The sequence below is a fragment of the Zoogloea ramigera genome, assembly GCF_006539865.1.
Taxonomy (GTDB): Bacteria; Pseudomonadota; Gammaproteobacteria; order Burkholderiales; family Rhodocyclaceae; genus Zoogloea; species Zoogloea ramigera.
Window position 1 is genome coordinate 1 of sequence record NZ_BJNV01000070.1, and the last position, 21452, is coordinate 21452.

At 69.9% G+C, this 21452-nt stretch carries 22 protein-coding genes; 17 read left to right on the forward strand and 5 right to left on the reverse strand.

Features of this window, described 5'->3' with window-relative positions; translation table 11 throughout:
• The 9 genes from ZRA01_RS20890 to ZRA01_RS16740 all read left to right on the forward strand — a co-directional run.
• A partial coding sequence (locus tag ZRA01_RS20890; RefSeq protein WP_218028738.1) for a hypothetical protein occupies positions 1-195 on the forward strand: 195 nt, incomplete at its 5' end.
• Positions 180-1736, forward strand: coding sequence for a hybrid sensor histidine kinase/response regulator (locus ZRA01_RS16710; RefSeq protein ID WP_141354307.1), 1557 nt, complete (start codon positions 180-182; stop codon positions 1734-1736). The genes ZRA01_RS20890 and ZRA01_RS16710, both read left to right, overlap by 16 nt.
• The gene (locus ZRA01_RS16715) at positions 1733-2374 is read left to right on the forward strand and encodes a response regulator (protein ID WP_141354309.1); all 642 of its coding nucleotides are present in this window, start codon (positions 1733-1735) and stop codon (positions 2372-2374) included. The genes ZRA01_RS16710 and ZRA01_RS16715 overlap by 4 nt, the downstream gene beginning before the upstream one ends.
• Before the next feature lie 158 nt (positions 2375-2532).
• On the forward strand, positions 2533-4293 hold the full coding sequence (locus tag ZRA01_RS16720; protein WP_170183005.1) for a GGDEF domain-containing protein: 1761 nt from the start codon (positions 2533-2535) through the stop codon (positions 4291-4293).
• Positions 4294-4371: 78 nt separating this feature from the next.
• Positions 4372-4734 carry a hypothetical protein gene (locus ZRA01_RS20585; RefSeq protein ID WP_170183006.1) on the forward strand — a complete coding sequence of 121 codons (363 nt, stop codon included), beginning with the start codon at positions 4372-4374 and terminating at the stop codon, positions 4732-4734.
• A gap of 35 nt (positions 4735-4769) precedes the next feature.
• The gene (locus tag ZRA01_RS20590) at positions 4770-5927 is read left to right on the forward strand and encodes a hypothetical protein (protein ID WP_170183007.1); all 1158 of its coding nucleotides are present in this window, start codon (positions 4770-4772) and stop codon (positions 5925-5927) included.
• Positions 5928-5932: 5 nt separating this feature from the next.
• Positions 5933-6664, forward strand: coding sequence for a type II secretion system protein (locus tag ZRA01_RS16730; protein WP_141354313.1), 732 nt, complete (start codon positions 5933-5935; stop codon positions 6662-6664).
• Positions 6665-6792: 128 nt separating this feature from the next.
• Positions 6793-8043, forward strand: coding sequence for an adenylate/guanylate cyclase domain-containing protein (locus ZRA01_RS16735; RefSeq protein WP_170183008.1), 1251 nt, complete (start codon positions 6793-6795; stop codon positions 8041-8043).
• Positions 8044-8143: 100 nt separating this feature from the next.
• Positions 8144-8800 carry a prepilin-type N-terminal cleavage/methylation domain-containing protein gene (locus ZRA01_RS16740; RefSeq protein WP_141354316.1) on the forward strand — a complete coding sequence of 219 codons (657 nt, stop codon included), beginning with the start codon at positions 8144-8146 and terminating at the stop codon, positions 8798-8800.
• A gap of 213 nt (positions 8801-9013) precedes the next feature.
• Here the strand turns inward: ZRA01_RS16740 and ZRA01_RS16745 are convergent, their stop codons facing one another.
• Positions 9014-10987, reverse strand: a complete 1974-nt coding sequence (locus ZRA01_RS16745) for a monovalent cation:proton antiporter family protein (RefSeq protein WP_141354318.1) — start codon at positions 10985-10987, stop codon at positions 9014-9016.
• A 79-nt stretch (positions 10988-11066) separates the two neighbouring features.
• Between ZRA01_RS16745 and ZRA01_RS16750 the strand changes: the two genes are divergently transcribed.
• The 4 genes from ZRA01_RS16750 to ZRA01_RS16765 all read left to right on the forward strand — a co-directional run bounded on the left by ZRA01_RS16750 (position 11067) and on the right by ZRA01_RS16765 (position 14085).
• Positions 11067-12065 (forward strand): KpsF/GutQ family sugar-phosphate isomerase, encoded by a 999-nt coding sequence (locus tag ZRA01_RS16750; RefSeq protein WP_141354320.1) that lies wholly within the window; start codon positions 11067-11069, stop codon positions 12063-12065.
• A gap of 22 nt (positions 12066-12087) precedes the next feature.
• Positions 12088-12675 carry an LPS export ABC transporter periplasmic protein LptC gene (gene lptC, locus ZRA01_RS16755; RefSeq protein ID WP_141354321.1) on the forward strand — a complete coding sequence of 196 codons (588 nt, stop codon included), beginning with the start codon at positions 12088-12090 and terminating at the stop codon, positions 12673-12675.
• Positions 12672-13226, forward strand: coding sequence for a lipopolysaccharide transport periplasmic protein LptA (gene lptA, locus ZRA01_RS16760; protein ID WP_141354323.1), 555 nt, complete (start codon positions 12672-12674; stop codon positions 13224-13226). The genes lptC and lptA overlap by 4 nt, the downstream gene beginning before the upstream one ends.
• Before the next feature lie 295 nt (positions 13227-13521).
• On the forward strand, positions 13522-14085 hold the full coding sequence (locus tag ZRA01_RS16765) for a phasin family protein (RefSeq protein WP_141354325.1): 564 nt from the start codon (positions 13522-13524) through the stop codon (positions 14083-14085).
• A gap of 112 nt (positions 14086-14197) precedes the next feature.
• Here the strand turns inward: ZRA01_RS16765 and ZRA01_RS16770 are convergent, their stop codons facing one another.
• Positions 14198-14488 carry a hypothetical protein gene (locus tag ZRA01_RS16770; RefSeq protein ID WP_170183009.1) on the reverse strand — a complete coding sequence of 97 codons (291 nt, stop codon included), beginning with the start codon at positions 14486-14488 and terminating at the stop codon, positions 14198-14200.
• A gap of 144 nt (positions 14489-14632) precedes the next feature.
• On the opposite strand from ZRA01_RS16770, the gene dinB reads away from it, so the two are divergent.
• Together dinB and ovoA are read left to right on the forward strand one after the other, a co-directional pair.
• Positions 14633-15793, forward strand: coding sequence for a DNA polymerase IV (gene dinB / locus ZRA01_RS16775; protein ID WP_141354328.1), 1161 nt, complete (start codon positions 14633-14635; stop codon positions 15791-15793).
• 61 nt (positions 15794-15854) lie between these two features.
• A complete protein-coding gene (gene ovoA, locus ZRA01_RS16780; RefSeq protein WP_141354330.1) occupies positions 15855-18233 on the forward strand; it encodes a 5-histidylcysteine sulfoxide synthase in 2379 nt (792 codons plus the stop codon).
• A 100-nt stretch (positions 18234-18333) separates the two neighbouring features.
• Here ovoA and ZRA01_RS16785 read toward each other — a convergent pair whose 3' ends face one another.
• From ZRA01_RS16785 to ZRA01_RS20595, 3 genes are all read right to left on the reverse strand, one after another.
• On the reverse strand, positions 18334-18834 hold the full coding sequence (locus ZRA01_RS16785; protein ID WP_141354332.1) for a Dps family protein: 501 nt from the start codon (positions 18832-18834) through the stop codon (positions 18334-18336).
• Between the two features lie 142 nt (positions 18835-18976).
• Positions 18977-19942: a ZIP family metal transporter gene (locus tag ZRA01_RS16790; protein WP_141354335.1), complete on the reverse strand. Its 966-nt coding sequence runs from the start codon at positions 19940-19942 to the stop codon at positions 18977-18979.
• 21 nt (positions 19943-19963) lie between these two features.
• Complete coding sequence (locus tag ZRA01_RS20595; RefSeq protein WP_170183010.1) at positions 19964-20107, reverse strand: hypothetical protein; 144 nt, start codon at positions 20105-20107, stop codon at positions 19964-19966.
• A 139-nt stretch (positions 20108-20246) separates the two neighbouring features.
• Here ZRA01_RS20595 and ZRA01_RS16795 point away from each other — a divergent pair, with 139 nt between their 5' ends.
• Both ZRA01_RS16795 and alkB read left to right on the forward strand, forming a co-directional pair.
• A complete protein-coding gene (locus tag ZRA01_RS16795) occupies positions 20247-20753 on the forward strand; it encodes a methylated-DNA--[protein]-cysteine S-methyltransferase (RefSeq protein WP_246093718.1) in 507 nt (168 codons plus the stop codon).
• Positions 20750-21421, forward strand: a complete 672-nt coding sequence (alkB, locus tag ZRA01_RS16800; protein WP_141354339.1) for a DNA oxidative demethylase AlkB — start codon at positions 20750-20752, stop codon at positions 21419-21421. Before ZRA01_RS16795 ends, alkB begins: the two co-directional genes overlap by 4 nt.
• The last annotated feature ends 31 nt before the right edge of the window (positions 21422-21452 follow it).

The following is a 21452-nucleotide window of genomic DNA, read 5'->3' on the forward strand; positions in this document are numbered from 1 at the left end:
GCGCTGCTCTACCAACTGAGCTACACCGGCAAACCCTGCCTTCGCCCCTTGAAGCCCTTCTGGCACCTCGCGGCATGGACGGGAGCGCGCGGGCTGCTCTATCCTTCACAACAAAGCGCGCCCGAGCAAGGCCGCGATTATAAACAGAACCGCCCGAATAACGCAGCCCGGGAATGTGCATGCCTGCAGCCCTGAAGCCCGCCGCCGTGGCATCGCGCCCGAAAGCCAAGCCGCCGATCCGCCTCCTGTTCATCGAGGACTCTGAAGACGATGTGATCCTGCTCCTCCACCGCTTCCGCGACGCGGGCTACGCACCGACCTACCGCCAGGTGATGTCGGAGGCCGAGATGCACGAGGCGCTGTCGGCGGAGCACTGGGACCTGATCCTGTGCGACCACAACCTGCCCGGCTTCAGCGCCCAGGCAGCGCTGCGTCTGCTGCAGGACCTGGCCCTCGACCTGCCCTTCATCATCGTCTCCGGCGTGATGCAGGAAGACGAGGCGATCGCCGCGATGCGCGCTGGCGCCCACGACTACCTCAGCAAGAACAAGCTCGACCGCCTGATCCCGGCCATCGAACGGGAGCTGCGCGAGGCCGGCAACCGCCGCGAGAAGCGCCAGGCCGAACAGACCCTGCGCCAGAGCGAAGCCCGCCTGCGGGCGCTCACCGACAACATCCCCGGCGTGGTCTTCCAGATGAGCTACACGCCCGAGGGCATGCTCGGCTTCCAGTACCTCAGCGAGGCGGCCGCGATGCTCTTCGGCACCCCGGCCGACGAGCTCATCAGCGGCTCGGCCGGCTGGATGAACTGGCTGCTGGCCGAGGACGTCCCCGGCTTCATCGAGGCCGCGCGGGTGTCGTCCGACAACCTGTCCACCCTCAACTGGGAAGGCCGCATCCAGCTCGCCAGCGGCGAACTCAAATGGATCAACCTGCGCAGCTCGCCGCGGCTCTCCGAGGCCGGCGCGGTGGTGTGGGAGGGCGTGATGTGGAACATCACCCACAGCAAGCGCGTGGAGGCCGACCTGCGGGAATCCCGCAGCCAGCTGGCGGCGCTGTCCAACCACCTTCAGCGGATCAAGGAGGACGAGCGCGAGCGCATCGCCCGCGACGTCCACGACGTGCTGGGCGGCACCCTGGTCGCCATGAAGTTCGAGATGTCGCTGCTCGAAGCCAAGCTCGAGGCCAACCCGGCCCAGGCCCGCGAACGGGCCCGCAACGTGGGGCGCATGGTGGACGACGCGATCGCCACGGTCGGCCGCGTGACCCGCGAGCTGCGCCCCGGCATTCTCAAAGACTTCGGCCTCGCCGCGGCTATCGAGTCCCAGGGTGAAGACTTCGCCCAGCGCACCGGCATAAGCTGTAACATCCTGTGCACCGACCACGACCTCAACCCCGACTATGATACCTCGCTGGCCCTGTTCCGGGTCTTCCAGGAGGCGCTCACCAACGTCAGCAAGCACGCCCGCGCCACCGCGGTCGGCGTGCGCCTGATGCAGGAGGGCGACGAGGTCGTCCTCGAGATCACCGACAATGGCTGCGGCCTCGCCCCCGCCGATCTGCGCAAGCCCCGCTCCTTCGGCCTGCGCGGCATCCGCGAGCGCCTGACCAGCCTCGGCGGTCGTCTCGACCTGAGCCCGGTCACCCCCCAGGGCACGCGCCTCACGCTGCGCGCACCCCTGCTGCCCGCCACGGCAGACGAACATCCGAACCCTCACCGGAGCCCGCATCCATGAAGAAACCCATCCGGGTCCTGATTGCCGACGATCACGCGATCGTCCGGCAGGGCCTGCGCCAGATCCTCTCCGACACGCCCGACCTCACCGTATCCGGCGAAGCCGAGAACGGCGTCCAGGCCGTGCAGATGGTGCGCGCCGGCGAGTGGGATGTCGTGCTGATGGACGTCTCGATGCCCGACCGCAACGGCATCGACGCACTCAAGCTGATCAAGAAGGAATACCCCCGCCTGCCCGTGCTGATCCTCAGCATGTACCCCGAGGAGCAATACGCCATCCGCGCCCTCAAGGCCGGCGCCGCGGGCTACCTCACCAAGCAGAGCGCCCCCGAACTCCTCGTCACCGCGATCCGCCAGGTGGCCAGCGGCAAGAAATACGTCAGCCCGTCCCTCGCCGAGGAGCTCGCCAACGCCATCGGCGACGACAGCGAACGCCCGCCCCACGAGAAGCTCTCCGACCGCGAATACCAGACCCTCTGCATGATCGCCTCGGGCAAGACGCCCGCCGAGATCGCCGAAGCCCTCAACCTCAGCGTCAAGACGGTCAGCGTTTACCGCGCCCGCCTGCTCGAAAAGATGAACCTGCGCAACAACGCCGAGCTGACCCACTACGGGCTCAAGCACGGTCTGGCCGAATAGGCGGCCCGAGGAGATCGACCGGGCGGAGCCCTCAAGGCCGGCGGCGGCGCGCCGTTATTCCGAACGATTCCAACGCAAAATCCAGGGCCCGTTTGCCCGACCTGCAGCGGGATGTCCGAATGCTTCCAAAACGAGCCCAGACCCTGCAACGCCCAAAAATGATCGATACGACCCAGCCATCGGACATCGCTCGCGAAACCCTGCGCCAACTCGCCCTGCGGCGTATCGCCCCCACCCCCGACAACTACCGCGCCCTCTACCACGAGATCGCCGGCACGCCACCAGACGAGATATTCCCCGAGCGGGCCCTGCGCCAGCTGGCCGCCGCCCTGCCGCGCCACAACCGCGAAGCCCTGCGCATCGCCCAGGACGTGGAATCCGCCATCGGCACCGGCGACTGGGCCGCGCTGCGCGCTGCGCTGGTCACCGCCCTGTCGAACACCGACAGCCCCGAGCTCAACCTCGGGGGGCTCCTCCGAGACCTGATCACCGAATGGGATCGCCGCCACGCCGGCCTCACCCAGGCCCGCAAGCGCGAGATGCTCGAGCGCGTCCTGAGTGCCTCCGGCACCCACGCCGACAAGCTCGTCGAGCGCCTCAACGGCATGTTGCGCAGCTGGTCCCGTAACAACGACGACGACCTGCCCGGCGGGGAAGCGGCGCCAGCCCACCCCGGTGCCGCCCCCGCCCCCCAGGCAGCGGCCACCGAGGCCCCTGCCGCGAGCCCGCTCTTCGCCGAGCTGCTGCTCATGCTGCTGGACGGCATCGCCACCCACGCCCGAAGCCTCGAGCCCGGCATCGCCGACGACGCCCACGCGCTGGCCGAAGCGGTGCGCAGCACCCCGCCCAGCCTCGCCCCGGCCGAACTTCTCGAGCGCCTCCAGGCGCTGCGCGCCAGGCTCGACTGGGCCGCCGAAGACCAGCACGCCGTGCGCGAAGCCCTCCAGCGCGTGCTCCAGCTGATCCTCGAGAACATCGGCGAACTCGTCGTCGAAGACCGCTGGCTGCACGGGCAGATGGTGTTGATGGGCGAAATGTTCTCCCAGCCCCTCGACGTGCGCATCCTGGGCGAACTCGAAATCCGCCTGCGCGACGTGATCCATCGCCAGAGCAGCCTCAAGCACGAGCTCGACGACGCCCAGACCCGGCTCAAGGAGATGCTCAAGACCTTCGTCGACCGCCTTGGCGAGTTCGCCGATTCAACGGGCGACTACCACGCCCGGATCGAGGAGTCCGCCGGGCGCATCGCCGCCGCCCGCGACATCTCCGAGCTCACCGACGTGATCGCCGACGTGATGCGCGAAACCCGCGCGGTGCAGGAATCCACCCAGCGCTCCCGCGGCGAGATCGAAGAACTCCGCCACCAGGCCAACCACGCCAACGCCGAGATCGCCCGCCTGCAGGCCGAGCTCGAACAGACCAGCGAACTCATCCGCCACGACCCCCTCACCGGCGTGCTCAACCGCAAGGGCCTCGACGAGGCCCTCAGCCGCGAAGCCGCCTTTGCCCAGCGGCGCGGCACGCCCCTGTGCCTGGGCCTGCTCGACGTGGACAACTTCAAGCTGATCAACGACACCCACGGCCACCAGACCGGCGACGAGGCCCTCCAGCACCTCTCCAACGTGATCCGCGAGAACGTCCGCCCGCAAGATTCCGTCGGCCGTTACGGCGGCGAGGAGTTCGTCGTCCTGCTGCCCGACACCGCCCTCGACAGCGCCACAGCGGCCCTCGTGCGCCTGCAGCGGGCCCTTACCAAGCGCTTCTTCCTGGCCCGCCAGCAGAAGCTGCTGATCACCTTCAGCGCCGGCGTCGCCGAGCTCAAGCCAGACGAGCAGCCCGAGAACGCCGTCGACCGCGCCGACAAGGCCATGTACCTCGCCAAGCGCTCGGGCAAGAACCGGGTCATCGCCGCCCCCTGAACCCGCCCTGCCGCAGCCGATGACATAAGACTTGCCGACAGGCGGGCCGAGGCGTGCTAAATTCGCGTCAACATGCGAATGTATTCGACGCCCGGTTTGTGGTTTCCGCTTGCGCGCAGCGCCCTGGTCGCCCTGCCGCTGCTGCTCGCCCCCTGGCAGCCCGCCCACGCCGAGCCCCTCGGGCGGCTCTTCTTCAGCCCCGCCGAGAGGGCCCTGATCGACCGCCCCGGCAGCCTCCGCCCCCCGCCCGCCCCACCACCGCGGCTCGACGGCATCGTGAGCCCCAGCCGCGGCGCCCCCACGCTCTTCCTCGACGGCCAGGCCCACCCCGCAAAACCGCAGCAGATCCACCTCGGCAGCTCGACGGCCGACGTCAGGAGCCCGGACGGCCGCCTCCACCGCCTGCGCGTCGGCGACCCGCCCAGCGCCGCCGCCCCCTGATGACGCGAGGCCGCGGCAGGCGCCGCCAACGGGGCATGTTCCTGCCCGCGCTCCTGGTACTCGGCGCGCTCGGCGCCGTCGGCTGGCTGCTTTCCCACCAGACCAGCGCCGCCAGCCGCCAGCTCCGCCAGGACATGCAGACCGCCCACGCCCTGGCCGTCGCCCGCGAAGCCCTCATCGGCTTCGCCGCCACCTACCGCAGCAAGGAACACCCCGACGCCGACTTCGGCTATCTGCCCTGCCCCGACCTCGACGGCGACGGCTCGTCCGAAACCTGCGGCACCAAGGACCAGGCCAGCGTCGGCCGCCTGCCCTACCTCACCCTCAACCTGCCCGACCTGCGCGACGGCGCGGGCGAATGCCTGTGGTACGCCGTCGCCGGCAGCGTCAAGAACAACCCCAAGCCCGACGTGCTCAACTGGGACAGCACCGGCCGCTTCCGCCTCCACGACACCGGCGGCACCGCCATCGCCCTGCCCGGCGACCAGACCGGCCTCGCCGCCGCCCTCGTGATCGCCGCCGGGCCGCCCCGCGCCGGCCAGCACCGCAGCGCCGGCCCCGCCCGCTGCGGCGGCGACCCGGAGGCCCGCAACATCCAGCACTACGTCGAAGCCCTCGGCGCCACCGCCGGCAGCGGCATCATCGACGTCCGCCCGGGCACCGAGGCCAGCGACGACCGCGTCGCCACGATCACCACCGCCGACATCCATAGCCAGCTCAAGCGCCGCGCGAGCTACGGCCCCTACCTCCAGAGCCTGTTCCAGGCCACCGCCGCCTGCCTCGCCAAAAACCCGCTCCCCGCCGTGGTCGCCCCCCAGGCCCACGGCCCCGTCGAGCTCGGTCTGCTGCCGCCCCTCGACCGCCTGAGCGGCCCCTGCCGCAACACCGAACTTCGCGACGCCATCGCCAACTGGGCCGAGATGATGCGTTACGCCCGCTGCCGGGATGGCAGCGACTGCCTCGCCAGCAGCAGCGGGCGCTGCCGCGGCGCCCTCATCTTCGGGGGCGAGCGCGGTGGCGGCCAACCACGCATCACCCCGGCCGACCGCCAATCCACTGCCAACTACCTCGAAGCCCCCACCCTGGCGGCCCTCGCCGCCGGCCAACTGGGCGTGCTGCCCGAGCGCATCGCCCTCCCCTTCGCCAGCAGCGACCCCGCGGTAACCACCGACGTCGCCCTGTGCATCCCCTGAAGACCATGGCCCCCGACCGTCACCCACCGCGCACGCACGGCTTCACCCTGGTCGAGATGGCCATCGTGCTGCTGATCCTCACCCTGCTCGCCGGCAGCCTCACCGCCGGCCTTTCCGCCCACCTGGCCCGGCGCGCCGAGGCCGCCACCGACGCGGCCCTCGACGAAGCCCGCGACGCGCTGCTCGGCCACGTGGTCCGCAAGGGCTACTTCCCCTGCCCCGCCAAGAGCGCCACCGACGGCAGCGAAGACCGGGAAACCCCGCAAAAATGCCGCAAGAACGTCGGTCTGCTGCCGTGGGCGACCCTCGGCATCCCCGGCCTCGACGGCTGGTCGCGCCGCCTGCGCTACGCGGTCGGCCGCGAGTACGTGTGGGACATCCGCCACACCGTCGTCGGCGAGAAGGCCAACCTGGCCGACGGCGACATCGACATCAAGACCCGCAACATCGACGGCACCGAGCTCTTCCTCACCACCGACGGCGGGCGCACGCCGGTGGTCATCCTGTCCCACGGCGCCAACGGGCTGGGCGCCACCGACCACGAGGGCAACGCCCTCACCCCGCCCGTAGCCGGCAGCGACGAAGCCCGCAACGCCGGCCCCGACAGCCGGCTCTTCTACGCCCGGCCGACCTCCGAAAACCCCGGCGCGCCGGGGGGCGCTTTCGACGACCGGGTCAGCTGGCTGTCACCCAACCTCATCGCCCACCGCCTGATCAGCGCCGGCCGCCTCCCCTGAAGCCCCCGTCACACTTTTCCCGAAAGCACCGGATGGGCGGTGTTGACCCGGCTTTCCCGACCGCGTGACACTTGTCACATCACAGCCCGTCAGGAAACCCGATGTCGGCCACCCAGGCCCCCCTTTTCTTGCAGCGACTCCTCCGCCTCGGCCTGCAGGCGCAGGACGACGAGGAGCTGCGCCTCGGCAAGACCCTCCTCAACCTCGGCAGCCTGCTCTTCGTGCTTGCGGCGCTGGTGTGGCTGGGCGCCTGCAAGGCCATCGACCCCGGCTTTCCGGTGGCAGCGGCCGTAACGGTACCGGCGCTGGCCCTCGTCAATCTGGCGCTGTTCGCTGGCCACCGCTGGTTTGCGCCCTACCGTTTCGTCCAGCTCGGCCTGCTGCTGGCCTTCCCCGTCGTCACCCAGCTCGGCATCGGCGCCCTGCCCGGAACCTCCGGCCTGGCCCTGTGGGGCCTGCTGGCGCCCGCGGCGGCGCTGCTGAGCGGGCGCGTGGCGGGCTCGACGTGGTGGTTCGCCGGCTTCCTGCTGGGCACCGCGCTGTCGGCGAGCCTGCCGCCTCCGAGCGGCGAACCGGGCGCCTTCGTCGCCCTCCACATCGCCCTCGTCTCGTCGGTGCTGTATCTGCAACTGCGCTACGCCCAGGGCCGGCGCGGCCGGACCCGCGAGAAACTGGCCGACGCCCATCACCAGCTGCGCCTCGAGAAGGAGCGCTCCGAGCGCCTGCTCCTCAACATCCTGCCGGCGCCGATCGCAGCGCGCCTGAAGGACAGCTCGGGCACCCTCGCCGACGGCCACCCGGAGGTGGTGGTGATGTTTGCCGACATCGTCGACTACACCCGGATCGCCAGCGGCATGGCGCCGGTCAAGGTCTTCGAGATGCTCAACCGCATCTTCTGCCGCTTCGACGAACTGTGCGAGAAGCGCGGCCTCGAGCGCATCAAGACCATCGGTGACGGCTACATGGTGGCCGGTGGCCTGCACGCCCACCCCCACGAGGCCCACGCTGCGATGGCCGCCCTGGCCCTCGACATGCAGGCCGCCCTGCACGACCACAGCTTCACCGACGGGCTCACCCTGCAGCTGCGCATCGGCATCGCCTCCGGCCCGGTGGTGGCCGGTGTGGTCGGGCGCGGGCGCTTCATCTACGACCTGTGGGGCGACACCGTAAACCTCGCCCACCGCCTGTGCACCGAGGGCGAGCCCAGCGTGATCCAGTGCGACGGGCGCACGTTCGAGCGCCTGCGCGGCGCCTTCGTCTTCGCCAAGCCGGTGCTGCTGATGCTGAAGGGCAAGGGCTACGTACCGGTCTATCGCCTGCGCAGCCCGCGCATCATCGCCGCCCCCACCCTTCCACGCCCCCCGGTCCGGGCCGCCTGACGACAAGCCCATTTGCATCGAGCATCCCCTCCGGCATATAGTCTTGACATTGGCACCGCCCGCCGGGCGGCACCCACAAGACAAGATGAGGGGAGACTCCATGAACAAACGGCAGCAAGGCTTCACCCTGGTCGAGATCGCAGTCGTCATGGTCATCATCGGGCTACTGCTCGGTGGCGTTCTGAAGGGCCAGGAGCTGATCAACAGCGCCAAGGTGAAGAGCGTCATCAACGACTTTCGCAACACCTCCACCCACATCTTTGCCTACCAGGACCGCTTTCGCGCGATGCCCGGCGACGACCCGGGCGTGGCCAACCGGCTGGCCGGCGCCGTGCGGGCCAGCACCGGCGGCAGCGCCGGCAACGGGCGCATCGACGGCGCCTGGAACTCCACCACCGCCACCGACGAGACCGTGCTCGTCTGGCAGCATGTGCGGCTCGCCAACCTGGCCACCGGGGACGGGCGCAGCCCGGGCACCGACGGCATCGTGATCACCGACTGGCTGCCCCGCAACGCGGCGGGCGGGCGCCTGGGCGTCACCGGCGCGGCCCCCATCGCGGGCTGGAGCGGCACCTTCTTCATCTGTCAGGACAACCTCTCGGGCAGCTTCGCCCGCCAGATCGACATCGCCATGGACGACGGCCTGCCGGCCAGCGGCACGATCCGCCTGCTGGCCAGCGGCGCCAGCAGCGGCGCCGCGATCGCCCCGGCCGACCTCACCGACGCGGGGCTCTATACGGTCTGCGCGGCTTATTGACGGCCCCCGAGGCCAGGCAAAGCCTGGCCTGCCCCCCGAGGGGGTCCAGGGAAACTTGGGGCGGCCCGGCGTTTCCCTGGGACGCCCCCCGGAGCCGGACAAGCCTGGCCTGCCCCCCGAGGGGGTCCAGGGAAACTCGGGACGGCCCGGGTCTCCTTGGGGCAATCCCACGCCCGGCAGGCCCGGCCCGGCGTTTCGTGGAAAAGGTGAGGGTTACAGGCCCTTGAAAAGCCGGGTTTCGGCGTTGGCCAGCTGCGACGGCGTACCGAGCATCACCAGCACGTCCTCCAGGCTCAACCGCGTATCGACGGCGGGCTCGACGATGCGCACGCGCTGCCGGCGCAGGGCGCTCACCTCAACGCCCAGCTCATGCAGGCGCAGATCGGCCAGGGTCTTGCCGATGGCGTAGGCCCCGGCGTCGAGCACCACCGAATGCAGGCGGATCTGCTGGCGCTCCTCGAGGGCCTCGCCGTTGGCCTCCCCGCCCCGGTAGAAGCCGCGCAGCAGGTGGTAGCGCTCGGCGCGGATCTCGCGGATGCGCTTCAGGATGCGCGGCAACGGAATCCCCACCAGCGCCAGCGCGTGGGAGGCCAGCATCAGCGACGACTCCACCGACTCCGGCACCACCTCGGCGGCGCCGGCCTGGCGGAGCTTGTCCAGATCGACCTCGTCGGCGGTGCGCACCACCACCGGCACGTTCGGGCAGATCGAGCGCACCTGGCTCATCGCCCTAAGTGCGGCGTCGGTGTCGGCGTAGGTGATCACCACCACCGAGGCCCGCGCAATACCGGCGGCCATCAGGGTTTCGCGCTTGGCCGCGTCGCCGAAGACCACCGTCTCGCCGGCCGCAGCGGCCTCGCGCACCCGCTCCGGGTCGAGGTCAAGGGCGATGTAGGTGATGCCCTCCTGCTCGAGCAGGCGGCCGAGATACTGGCCGTTGCGGCCGAAGCCGCACAGGATCGCGTGCTTGTCGACGAACATCGACTGGGTCGCGATGCTGGTGAGCTGCAGCGAGCGGCTCATCCACTCCGAGGGCACCAGGCGCAGCACGATCTTCTCGCTGGCCTGGACGATCAAGGGCGCCAGCAGCATCGACAGCACCAGCGCCGCCACCACCACCTGCGACAGCGCCGGCGACAGCAGCCGGGCCTGGTCGATCTGCGACAGCAGCACGAAGCCGAACTCGCCACCCGCGCACAACCACAAACCGGTGCGCGCCGCCGTGCCCTGGGCGCTGCCGAGCACCCGCGACGCCGCGCCGGCGATCATGAACTTGCCAAACAGCAGCGCCGCCAGCATCGCCAGCACCGCCGGCAGGCTGAGGATGATCTGCCCCACGTCGAGGAACATCCCGACCGTCACGAAGAACAGGCCCAGCAGCACGTCGCGGAAAGGCTTGATGTCTTCTTCCACGTGGTAGCGGTATTCGGTCTCGGAGATCAGCATGCCGGCCAGGAAAGCCCCCAGCGCCATCGACAGGCCGGCCATCTCGGTGAGCCAGGCGAGGCCCAGGGTGATGAACAGCACATTGAGCATGAAGAACTCGGCCGACCGCTGGCGCGCCACATGAAAGAACCACGCACGCATTAGGCGCTGCCCGAAGAACAGCACCAGCCCCAGCACCACCACCGCCTTCACGGTCGCCAGCGCCAGGGTCTCGAGGAGCACCTCGGCCGGCTTCGAGAGGGCCGGGATCAGGATCAGCAGCGGCACCACCGCCAGATCCTGGAACAGCAGCACGCCGATGGTCTCGCGGCCATGCTTGGAATCCAGCTCCAGGCGGTCGGACAGCAGCTTGGAGAGGATCGCCGTGGATGACATCGCCAGCGTCCCGCCCAGCGCAAACGCCGCCCCCCAGCCAAGCCCGGCGAGCCCCCCCACCACCATCACCAGCAGGATCGACGCCAGCACCTGAAAGGCGCCCAGCCCGAACACGATGCGCTTCATGCTGAACAGGCGCGGCAGCGAGAACTCCAGCCCGATCGTGAACATCAGAAAGACCACCCCGAACTCCGCCAGGTAGCGGGCTCCGCTGGCGTCGGCCATCAGGTTCATCGCGTGGGGCCCGACCGCCGCCCCCACCATCAGGTAGCCGAGGACCGGCGGCAGGTTGAGGGACCGGAAGATTCCGACCACCAGAACCGCGCCGGCAAGAAGGGCGAGCACCAGCTCGAGGGTATTGACCATAGGACGGGGGGCGCCGCCCGAAAAGGGGCGGAATAGTCGATCTGCTATACTTCCACGCCCGAATTATACCCTTGCCGCCATGAGCTCCGCCCCGATCGCCGCCGCGCCTGCCCATATTCTGGAACTCGCCCGCCGCGTCCTCGAAATCGAGGCCGAGGCCGTCCGCGCACTGGCCGACCGGCTGGGCGACGACTTCATCGCGGCGGTCGGCCTGGTCCTGGCCTCCCGCGGGCGGGTCATCGTCTCCGGCGTCGGCAAGTCGGGCCACATCGGCCGCAAGTTCGCCGCGACCCTCGCCAGCACCGGCACCCCGGCCTATTTCGTGCACGCCGCCGAGGCGGCCCACGGCGACCTGGGCATGATCACCGCCGACGACGTGCTGATCGCCCTGTCCTACTCCGGCTCCGGCGAAGAGCTGCTGAAGATCGTCCCCCTCATCAAGCGCCAGGGCGCCCGGCTGATCGCCATCACCGGCAACCCCGACTCGCCCCTCGCCCGCGAGGCCGACGTGCACCTCGACGGCGCCATCCGCGAGGAAGCCTGCCCCCTCAACCTTGCCCCCACCGCCAGCACCACCGCGGCGCTGGCCCTCAGCGACGCCCTAGCGGTGGCCCTGCTCGACGCCCGCGGCTTTGGTGCCGACGACTTCGCCCGCTCCCACCCCGGTGGCGCCCTCGGCCGCCGCCTGCTCACCCACGTCTCCGACGTGATGCGCAGCGGCCCCGCCGTGCCGCGGGTTGCCGAAACCGCCCTGCTCGCCGACGCGCTGATGGAAATGACCCGCGCCGGCATGGGCATGACCGCCATCATCGGCGACGGCGACGGCGACCGCATCATCGGCATCTACACCGACGGCGACCTGCGCCGCTCCCTCGCCAGCGGCTGCAACTTCAGCACCGCCCGCGTGGCCGACGTGATGAGCCGTGGCCCCAAGACGATCCACCCCGAGGCCCTCGCCGTCGAGGCCGCCGAGATGATGGAGCGCCTGCGCATCAGCCAGCTCCTGGTGGCCGACCGCGAAGGCCGCCTGGTCGGCGCCCTCAACCACCACGACCTCATGCTCGCGAAGGTCATCTGATGCTGCGGCAAGGCACCCAAGCATGATCAGAGATCGCAGCCACAGCCTCTTCCCGGTCATCGTGCTGACCCTGCTCGCCGGCGTCTCCGTGTGGCTCGACCGGGTCACCCAGCAAGACCCGGTGGCCAAGACCGACAAGACCCGCCACGAGGCCGACTTCAGCGCTGAAAGAATCACGCTGCACCGCTTCGACCCGACCGGCAAGGTCCAGTACATCCTGGTGGCCGACAGCATGCTGCATTACGCCGACGACGAATCCAGCGAGCTCAAGAACCCGCGCCTCAACTACCTCAACCGCCCCGAGCCGGTGTGGGTCGAATCGCGCTTCGCCTCGGTGAACAAGGACGGCACCACCGTGGTCCTCACCGACGAGGTCCTGGTGCGCCGCGCCGCCCACGCCGGCAAGCCCGAATCCACGCTGCGCACCGAACAGATGACCGTCTGGCCCGAGGACGAAAAGATGCGCGCCGACAAGCCCGTCACCCTCACCCAGGGCCAGACCGTCATCAACGCCGAACGCATGGAAAGCGACAACATCATCGGCGAAGTCCGCCTGCAGGGTCAGGTCCGCGGAACCCTCTACCGAAACGCCCCGACGCCGAAACCATGAAAATCGCCCCCCGGCAGTTTGCCCCCCTCGCCCTCGCCGCCCTGCTGAGCCTGGCCGCTCCCCAGTCCCACGCCGAACGGGCCGACCGCAGCAAGCCCGTCAACATCGAGGCCGACCGGGTCACCGTCGACGACAAGAACAAGATCCACATCTTCGAAGGCCACGTCGTGCTCACCCAGGGCACCCTCACCATCCGCAGCGACAAGCTGGTGGTCAGCCAGGATCTCGAAGGCTACCAGCGCGGCATCGCCACCGGCGGCGAGGGCGGCCTGGCCCGCTTCCGCCAGAAGCGCGAGGGCAAGAACGAGTGGGTCGAAGGCGAGGGCGAACGCATCGAGCACGACGCCCGCAGCGAGCTGTCCCAGTTCTTCCAGCGCGGCCGCGTGAAGAGCGGCGAGGACGAAGTCCGCGGCCAGTACATCCAGTTCAACGGCCTCACCGAGACCTACCTGGTCACCAACGGCCCCAACGCCACCACCGTACCCAGCCAGCAGGGGCGCGTGCAGGTGACCATCCAGCCCAAGAAGAAAGACGCCCCCGCCAAACCCTGAGGCAGCCCGAAAGCCCTTTGCACAAAGGGTTTCCGGCCGACGCGCGCCCTGCGCCGGCCCGCCCGGAGCCCCTTCCCGGGCCCATCCGGGATGCCCGCACAACTCACTCAAGCGTTTGTTTTCAAAAAGATTAAGGGCCTCTTAAATATTTTTGTGCGGCGCAACAAAAAGTTGTTGACAGTCCTTCCGGCGTGAATATAATTCAAACCAATGCTGCGATGCACCAAACAGGTGCCAGCAAGCCGACAGAATTCAGCTTCACCAATTCACGCATCACACCACTTAGGAGATTGTCATGACCAACACCCCCGAGCAAATCGTTGCCGCCAACAAAGCCAACGTCGAAACCCTGCTGGCCCTGGCCAACACCGCTTTCGCCAGCGCCGAGCGCATCGCTGCCCTGAACCTCAACACCGCCCGTGCCGTGCTGGAAGACACCGTTGCTTCCGCCAAGGCCCTGATGGGTGCCAAGGACGTGCAAGAGCTGGTCGCCCTGCAAACCTCCCTGGCCCAGCCGGTGGTCGAGAAGGCTGTCGCCTACTCCCGCAGCATCTACGAAATCGCTTCCCAGACCCAGGAAGAAGTTTCCAAGATGTTCGAAACCCAAGTCGCTGAAGCCAACAAGACCTTCGCCGCCGCCCTCGACAAGGCTGCCAAGTCCGCTCCGGCCGGCTCCGACGTCGCCGTGGCTGCTGTCAAGTCCGCCATCGCCGCCGCCAACTCCGCCTACGACAGCGTGACCAAGGCTGCCAAGCAAGTCGCCGAGATCGCCGAAGCCAACGTTGCCGCTGCCACCAGCGCCACCGTCAAGGCTGTCAGCGCCTCCACCCCGGCCAAGTCCTCCAAGAAGGCTGCCTAATCACGGCACCCTGCTTGGACGGTGACGCCTGAGGGCGTCACCCGACCGGCAAAACGGCCCGCTCTGCCTTGCAGCGCGGGCCGTTTTCTCGTTTGCGGGCGGCCCGCGCCCCTCACCGCCCCTCCGCGTTCGCGGCCCCCCGGCCTTCCGCCGGCGCGCCCTGGCAGGCTGCGGCCTCACCCTTCGCCGCGGCAAGCTCGAACTGCGCCCGGTAATAGGCCGTCATGCTGTCCTGGCTCATTTCCCGGTCGTAGGCCTGCTTTGCCCGGTCCGCCTCGTCCCGGGCCAGCGCCAGCCGACGGGCGATCCGCTCACAATCGGCTTCCGGCACCTCGCCCGGTGCACCGCCGACGACACCGGCGGCCCATGCCGACAACAACAGGGCCGTAATCGTCCTTCGCATGTTCATGAACTCCTCGGCTTGATCCCCCCGGTCCCCCCCTGGGCAACCGGCACGCCCGAATCGTACGCCCCAGGCCCCGAGCGCGGGCCGCCGAATCCGCCGGCGCTGGGGCACAATGGAGGCCCTGCGGTTTCGTTCCTTGCCATGCCCTCCCTGCCCCGCAGCATCGCCCACCTCGACATGGACGCCTTCTTCGCGTCTGTCGAACTCCTGCGCTACCCGCAGCTGCGTGGCAAGGCCGTCGTCGTGGGTGGGCGCCGCGCCGTGGCGCCGATCGAGGGCGACGACTTCCCGCACCTGCGGGGCTACAGCGGCCGCGGGGTGATCACCACCGCCACCTACGAAGCCCGCGCCCTCGGCGTGCATTCGGGCATGGGCCTGATGAAGGCCGCCCAGCTGGCGCCCGACGCCATCCTGCTGCCCGCCGACTTCGACGCCTACCGGCATTACTCCCGGCTCTTCAAGGCCGCCGCCCGCGCCATCGCGCCGCAAATGGAAGACCGCGGCATCGACGAGATCTACCTCGACCTCAGCGCCCTCAACCCGGCCGGCAGCCACGACGGCGCCCGGGCCCTGGCGCTCGAGCTGCAACAGGCGGTGCGCAGCGCCACCGGGCTGTCGTGCTCCATCGGCATCGCCCCCAACAAGCTGCTCGCCAAGCTCTGCTCCGACCTCGACAAGCCCGCCGGCATCACCATCGTCGCGGCGGACGACATCCCCACCCGCATCTGGCCGCTGCCGGCCAAGCGCATCAACGGCATCGGCCCGAAGGCCGCGGCACGCCTCGAGGGCCTCGGCATCGCCACCATCGGCCAGCTCGCCGCCGCCGACCCGGCCTGGCTCCAGGCCCACTTCGGCAGCCGCTACGGGCAATGGCTGCACGACGCCGCCCACGGGCACGACAGTCGCCCGGTGGTCACCGAGAGCGAACCCAAAAGCCTGTCCCGCGAGACCACCTTCGAGCGCGACCTCCACCCCCGCCAGGACAAGGCCGAACTCTCCGCTCACTTCACCCGTCTATGCGAGCAGCTCGCCGCCGACCTGGCGCGCAAGGGCTACCTGGGCAAGACCATCGGCCTCAAGCTGCGCTTCGACAACTTCCGCACGGTCACCCGCGACCAGACGCTCCCAGCGCCCACCGGCGACGCCCGGGTGATCCGCCGGGCCGCGGGCGAATGCGCCCGGCGGGTGCCGCTGGAGCGACGCATCCGCCTGCTCGGCGTGCGGGCCTCCGCCCTCAGCCGACGCGACGCCCAGCCCGAGGCATCCTTCGCGCAGCCACTGCAGGCCGAACTCTTTGCCTGAAACGGCCCCTAATCGACACGACGCCCGCCCCTCGGGCACAACAGACTTCAAGGAGACCTCCATGTCGCAAGCCCACCCCAGCGCCGAACCCTGGCGCCAGAACCTCCGTGGCGAGCACGACGCCCTGCTGCACGGCCCGCGCGCCAGCTGGTGGTGGACCGGCCTGCCGCCCGAGCGCTGCCCCGGCCGCCAGCCGGACGGCACCCTCACCGCGCTACCGGCGCCCAACCTCGCCAACTGCACCCGCCAGTCGGTGCACGCCGCCTTCGACAACGGATGGACTCTCACCGAGCTGCTCTTTGCCGGCCTGCAGGGCGAGGAGGCCTTCTACCGGCCGCCCTACCATCACCTGCGCCACCCGATGATCTTCTACTACTGTCACCCGGCGGCCCTCTACATCAACAAGCTGCGGGTGGCAGGCCTCATCGACGCGCCGCTCAACCCCTATTTCGAACGCATCTTCGAGACCGGCGTCGACGAGATGCGCTGGGACGACATGTCGAAGAACGAGATGCTGTGGCCCAGCTTCGCCGAGGCCCACACCTATCGCCAGCAGGTGTATGCCGTCGTCCGCGACCTCATCGCCACCCACCCCGACCTCGCCGACGGCCACCCGCCCATCGGCATGGACCACCCCCTGTGGGCGCTCTTCCTGGGCTTCGAGCACGAACGCATCCACCTCGAGACCTCCTCGGTGCTGATCCGCGAGCTGCCCGCCGAGCTCGTCCAGCGGCCCGCCGCCTGGCCAGCCCTCTACCCGGCGGCCGAAAACGCCAATTTCCCGCCCCGAGCCGGCATCGACTACCCGGCCGGCCGCCTCCTCGACATCCCCGCCACCACCGTCAGCCTGGGCAAACCGCGCGACTGGCCCAGCTTCGGCTGGGACAACGAATATGGTCAGCGCCAGGTGTCGGTGCAAGCCTTCCGGGCCGAACACACCCTGGTCAGCAACGGCGCCTTCCTCGAGTTCATCCAGGCCGGCGGCTATCTCGACCCGCAATGGTGGACCGAAGCCGGCTGGGACTGGCGCAGCTTTCGCAACAGCAAGTGGCCCTGCTTCTGGATCTCCGAGGGCCCCGCCGGCCTGCACCGCTACCGTCTGCGCACTCTCTTCGAGACCATCCCGATGCCCTGGAACTGGCCGGCAGAGGTGAACGCCCATGAAGCCGCCGCCTACTGCGCCTGGCGCACCGCCCGCGACGGCCAGCCCTGCCGCCTGCCCACCGAGGCCGAACACAACGCCCTGCGCGACCCCGCCTGGGCCGGCAGCGACCCGGCCTTCCGCATGGACGGCGCCACCCTCGGCCGCGAGATCGGCTGGAACAGCCAGCTCGCCCACGGCTCGCCGTGGCCCGTCGACGCCGGCAAACCGGCCCCCAGCGGCGCCCACGACGTCTTCGGCAACGTCTGGCAATGGCATGGCGACGACTTCAACCCACTGCCCGGCGCCCGCGTGCACCCCTACTACGACGACTTCTCGACGCCCTGCTACGACGGCCAGCACCAGATGATCCTGGGCGGCTCGTGGATCTCCTGCGGCGACGAGGCCAGCGTCTGGTCGCGCTTCCACTTCCGGCCGCACTTCTTCCAGCACTCGGGCTTCCGCGTCGTGCAGGCCGCCCACGACGGCGGCGTGGTGAAGCTCGGCGCGGCCGAGGCCGGCAGCCAGGTGTATGAGGATGCCCGCATCGTCGACGACTACATGCTGCTCCACCACGGCACGCCAGCCAGCCAGATGCCCTGGCCTGGCGGCCCCCAGTGCGCCACCGCCTTCCCCCAGCGCTGCGCCCAGTGGCTGCTCGAAGGTGCGCACAAGTACGGCAGCGGCACTGCCCGCGCCCTCGACATCGGCTGCGCGGTGGGCGGGGCGAGCTTCGAGCTGGCCCGCGGCTTCGGCGAGGTGCTCGGCGTCGACCTCTCCCGCGCCTTCATCGACGCGGCCAACCAGCTCCAAAAGCACGGCAGCCTCGACTATTTCCGCCGCGACGAAGGCGACCTGGGCGTCACCGTGCGGGCCAGCGTGGCCGCCGACATCGACCGCTCACGGGTGAGCTTCCGCCAGGCCGATGCCACCTCGCTGCCCGCCGAGCTTGTCGACCTGGACGCGGTGCTGATGGCCAACCTGCTGTGCCGCCTGCCCAGCCCCAAGTCACTGCTGGGCCGGCTCGGCGGGCCGCGCGGGCTGGTGCGCGTGGGCGGCCTGGTGGCGCTGTTCTCGCCCTACTCGTGGCTCGAGCAGTTCACGCCCCGGGAGGCCTGGCTGGGCGGCTTCGAAAAAGACGGCCGGCCGGTGAAGAGCGCCGAAGCCCTCAAGGCCTTCCTGCGCGACGAGGGCTTCGTACTGCGCCGCGAAGAGGAAGTCCCGCTGGTGATCCGCGAGCACGCCCGTAAATACCAGTTCATCGTCACCCACGGCATGCTGTGGCAGCGCGAACGCTGAACGGAGCCCGCTGACGACGATGCCCTCCGGCGCCCCCAGGAGCGGGGCATCGGAGGGCATCGGCCAAACAACTGGACACCCCGTCGCGCGGGGCGGCGGCTTATTCCTCGAGCAGGCTGCGCAGCATCCAGGCGGTTTTTTCGTGCACCTCGAGGCGCTGGGTGAGCAGATCGGCGGTGGGCTGGTCATTGGCCTTGTCCACCAGCGGGAACAAGCCCCGCGCGGTACGGGCCGTGGCCTCCTGGGCGGCAACCAGGAGCTGGATCATGTCGACGGCGGTCGGCACGCCTTCGGGCTCCTCGATGCTGGCGAGCTTGGCGAAGGCCTTGAAGGTGCCCGGCGCCGGATGCCCGAGGGCGCGGATGCGCTCGGCGATGATGTCCAGCGCGTTCCACTGCTCGGTGTATTGCGCCATGAACATCACGTGCAGGGTGTTGAACATCGGCCCCTTCACGTTCCAGTGAAAGTTGTGGGTCATCAGGTAGAGATTGAAGCTGTCGGCAAGCAGGCGCGACAAGCCGGCGGCGATCTCGGCCCGATCGTCGGCGGAAATGCCGATGTCCATCACGGGGCCGGCGGTCTTGGCGGATTTCTTCTTCATGGTGATCTCCTGGTGAGCAATTCTTCGGCCCGCCCGGGGCTCGGATAGCCGGCAAAGGCGGGAACACGGCAATAGTATCGCTCCGGCCCGCCAGGCCGTCCAATTGCAAAAAGCAGTGCTCCAGATTGGCAAAAGCGATCGGCTAACCCATCGCCGTATCCAGGAACATCATCACCGCGAAACCCGCCATCAACCCGAGGGTGGCGCTGGTCTGGTGGCCGTTGCGGTGGGTCTCCGGGATCACCTCGTGGGACACGACAAAGATCATCGCCCCCGCCGCCAGCCCCAGCCCGACCGGGTAGGCCAGCGCCAGGCCGCCGGCGATACCCGCCCCAAACAGGCTCCCGAGCGGCTCCATCAGCCCTGAGGCCCCCGCCATCAACGCCGCCGGCCAGCTGCCAACCCCCGCCGCCCGCAGCGCCATCACCACCGCCAGGCCTTCGGGGATGTCCTGGATTGCGATGGCGCTGGTGAGCGGCAGGCCAACGCTAAGGTCGCCCTGGGCAAAGCTCACCCCGATCGCCATGCCTTCGGGCAGGTTGTGCAGGGTGATCGCCAGCACGAACAGCCAGACCCGCCCGATACGCTCGCAACCCGGGCCGCAGGGGCCGCTGCTCTCGTGCTCATGGGGCGTGAAGCGGTCGAGGCCGAGCATCAGCAGCACCCCCAGCGCCATCCCGCCGACCACCGTGAGCGCGCCCAGCACACCGCTACCGGTCATCTCCTTCGCCGCCGCGAGGCCGGGCAGGATGAGCGAGAAGGAGCTCGCCGCCAGCATCATCCCCGCAGCAAAACCCAGCAGGCTGTCCTCGGCCCGCTGGGACAGCTGCCGCAGCGTGACGCCGGCCAGCGCCCCGACCGCCGTCGCGGCAAAGCCCGCCATCCCGCCCAGCATCGCCAGGCGCAGGGGCTCGCCGCCGCTGGAGAGGCCATCGCGGATGCCCGCCCCCAGCAGCAACGCCAGCGCCGCCAGCGCCAGCCCGAGGCCGCCGGTCATCCACGGATGATTGCGCGCCTGCAGGCGCCAGGCGTCCCGCCAGGCCAGCGCTGCCACGTTGCCATCCGCCAGGGCCAGCCCCGGGGCGGATGCAGTTTCTTGATGATTCATCGACACTCCCTAGCCACTGACTCACTGCCCCCAGATCATGCGCGCCACTTCGGCGAGCCACAAGCCGGTGCCGAGGGCGGCCACGACGAGCCCGCTATAGAAACGCCCGGGATGGTCATGGGCGCTGGCGTGGGCGGCATGGCGGGCGGTCTGGATCGTTTTCATGGTGAATCTCCTGCCTTTTCATGGTCTCAATTGTGGCCACCGGCCCATCCGCCGTCCAATTGCCCGTCTTGCTGATCACGATAGCCTCGGCCGATCGAAAAGGCTTAGATTTGCATCTCCACGCCACCGGGAGACCCCCATGCCCCCCACCGACATCCGCTACGCCGTCGGCCAGTGCAGCCTCGGCGCCCTGCTCGTCGCCCGCAGCCCCGCCGGGCTGTGCGCCATCAGCCTGGGCGACGACGCGGGCGCCCTCGCCACCAGCCTGCTCGCCGCCCACCCCCAGGCCCGGCCCGACACGGACGGCGCCGCCCTGGCCCAGGTTGCGGCTTTCATCGACACGCCCGGCAGCGCCCTGGCCCTGCCCCTCGCCCCCATGGGCACGGCCTTCCAGCAGCGGGTCTGGCAGGCCCTCGGCCAGATCGCCCCCGGCCACACCCTCAGCTACACCGAACTCGCCGCACGCATCGGCGCCCCCCGGGCAGTGCGGGCGGTGGCCGGCGCCTGCGCCGCCAACCCGCTGGCCGTGGCGATCCCCTGCCACCGGGTGCTCCGCCGCGACGGCCCCCTGGCCGGCTACCGCTGGGGCGAGGCCCGCAAGCGCTACCTCCTCGACCAGGAAGCCCAGCTGGGCCACGCCCCATGAGCGATCCGCACACTGCCGACCTCTTCACGCCTGACCTCTTCGCGCCCGCCCCCGACGCGCCCCGGCCCATCGCCCCCGGCGCCGTGCTGCTGCCGGGCGCGGCCCTGGGCGACGTGCCGGCCCTCCTCACCGCGATCCGCAGCGTGCTGGCTCGCGCGCCGTGGCGCCAGATGCTCACCCGCGGCGGCTTTCGGATGTCGGTGGCGATGAGCAACTGCGGCGCCCTCGGCTGGGTCAGCGACCGCCGCGGCTACCGCTACTCGCCCATCGACCCGGACAGCGGCCAGCCCTGGCCGGCGATGCCCGCCGTGCTGCAGGACCTCGCCACCGACAGCGCGGCCCGCGCCGGCTTTGCCGGTTTCGTGCCCGACGCCTGCCTGATCAACCGCTACGCCCCCGGCGCCAGAATGGCCCTGCACCAGGACCGGGACGAGGCCGACTTCAGCCAGCCCATCGTGTCCCTGTCCCTCGGCCTGCCGGCGGTGTTCCTCTTCGGCGGCCTCGAGCGCAGCGACAAGCCCGGGCGCATTCCCCTCACCCACGGCGACGTGCTGGTGTGGGGCGGCCCCGCCCGGCTGCGCTTCCACGGCGTGCTGCCGGTGGGGGATGGCCACCACCCGGCCACCGGGGCGTGCCGCCTCAACCTCACCTTCCGCAAGGCCGGCTGAGCACCCCCAGGGCCGGGCTCCGCCCAGCCCG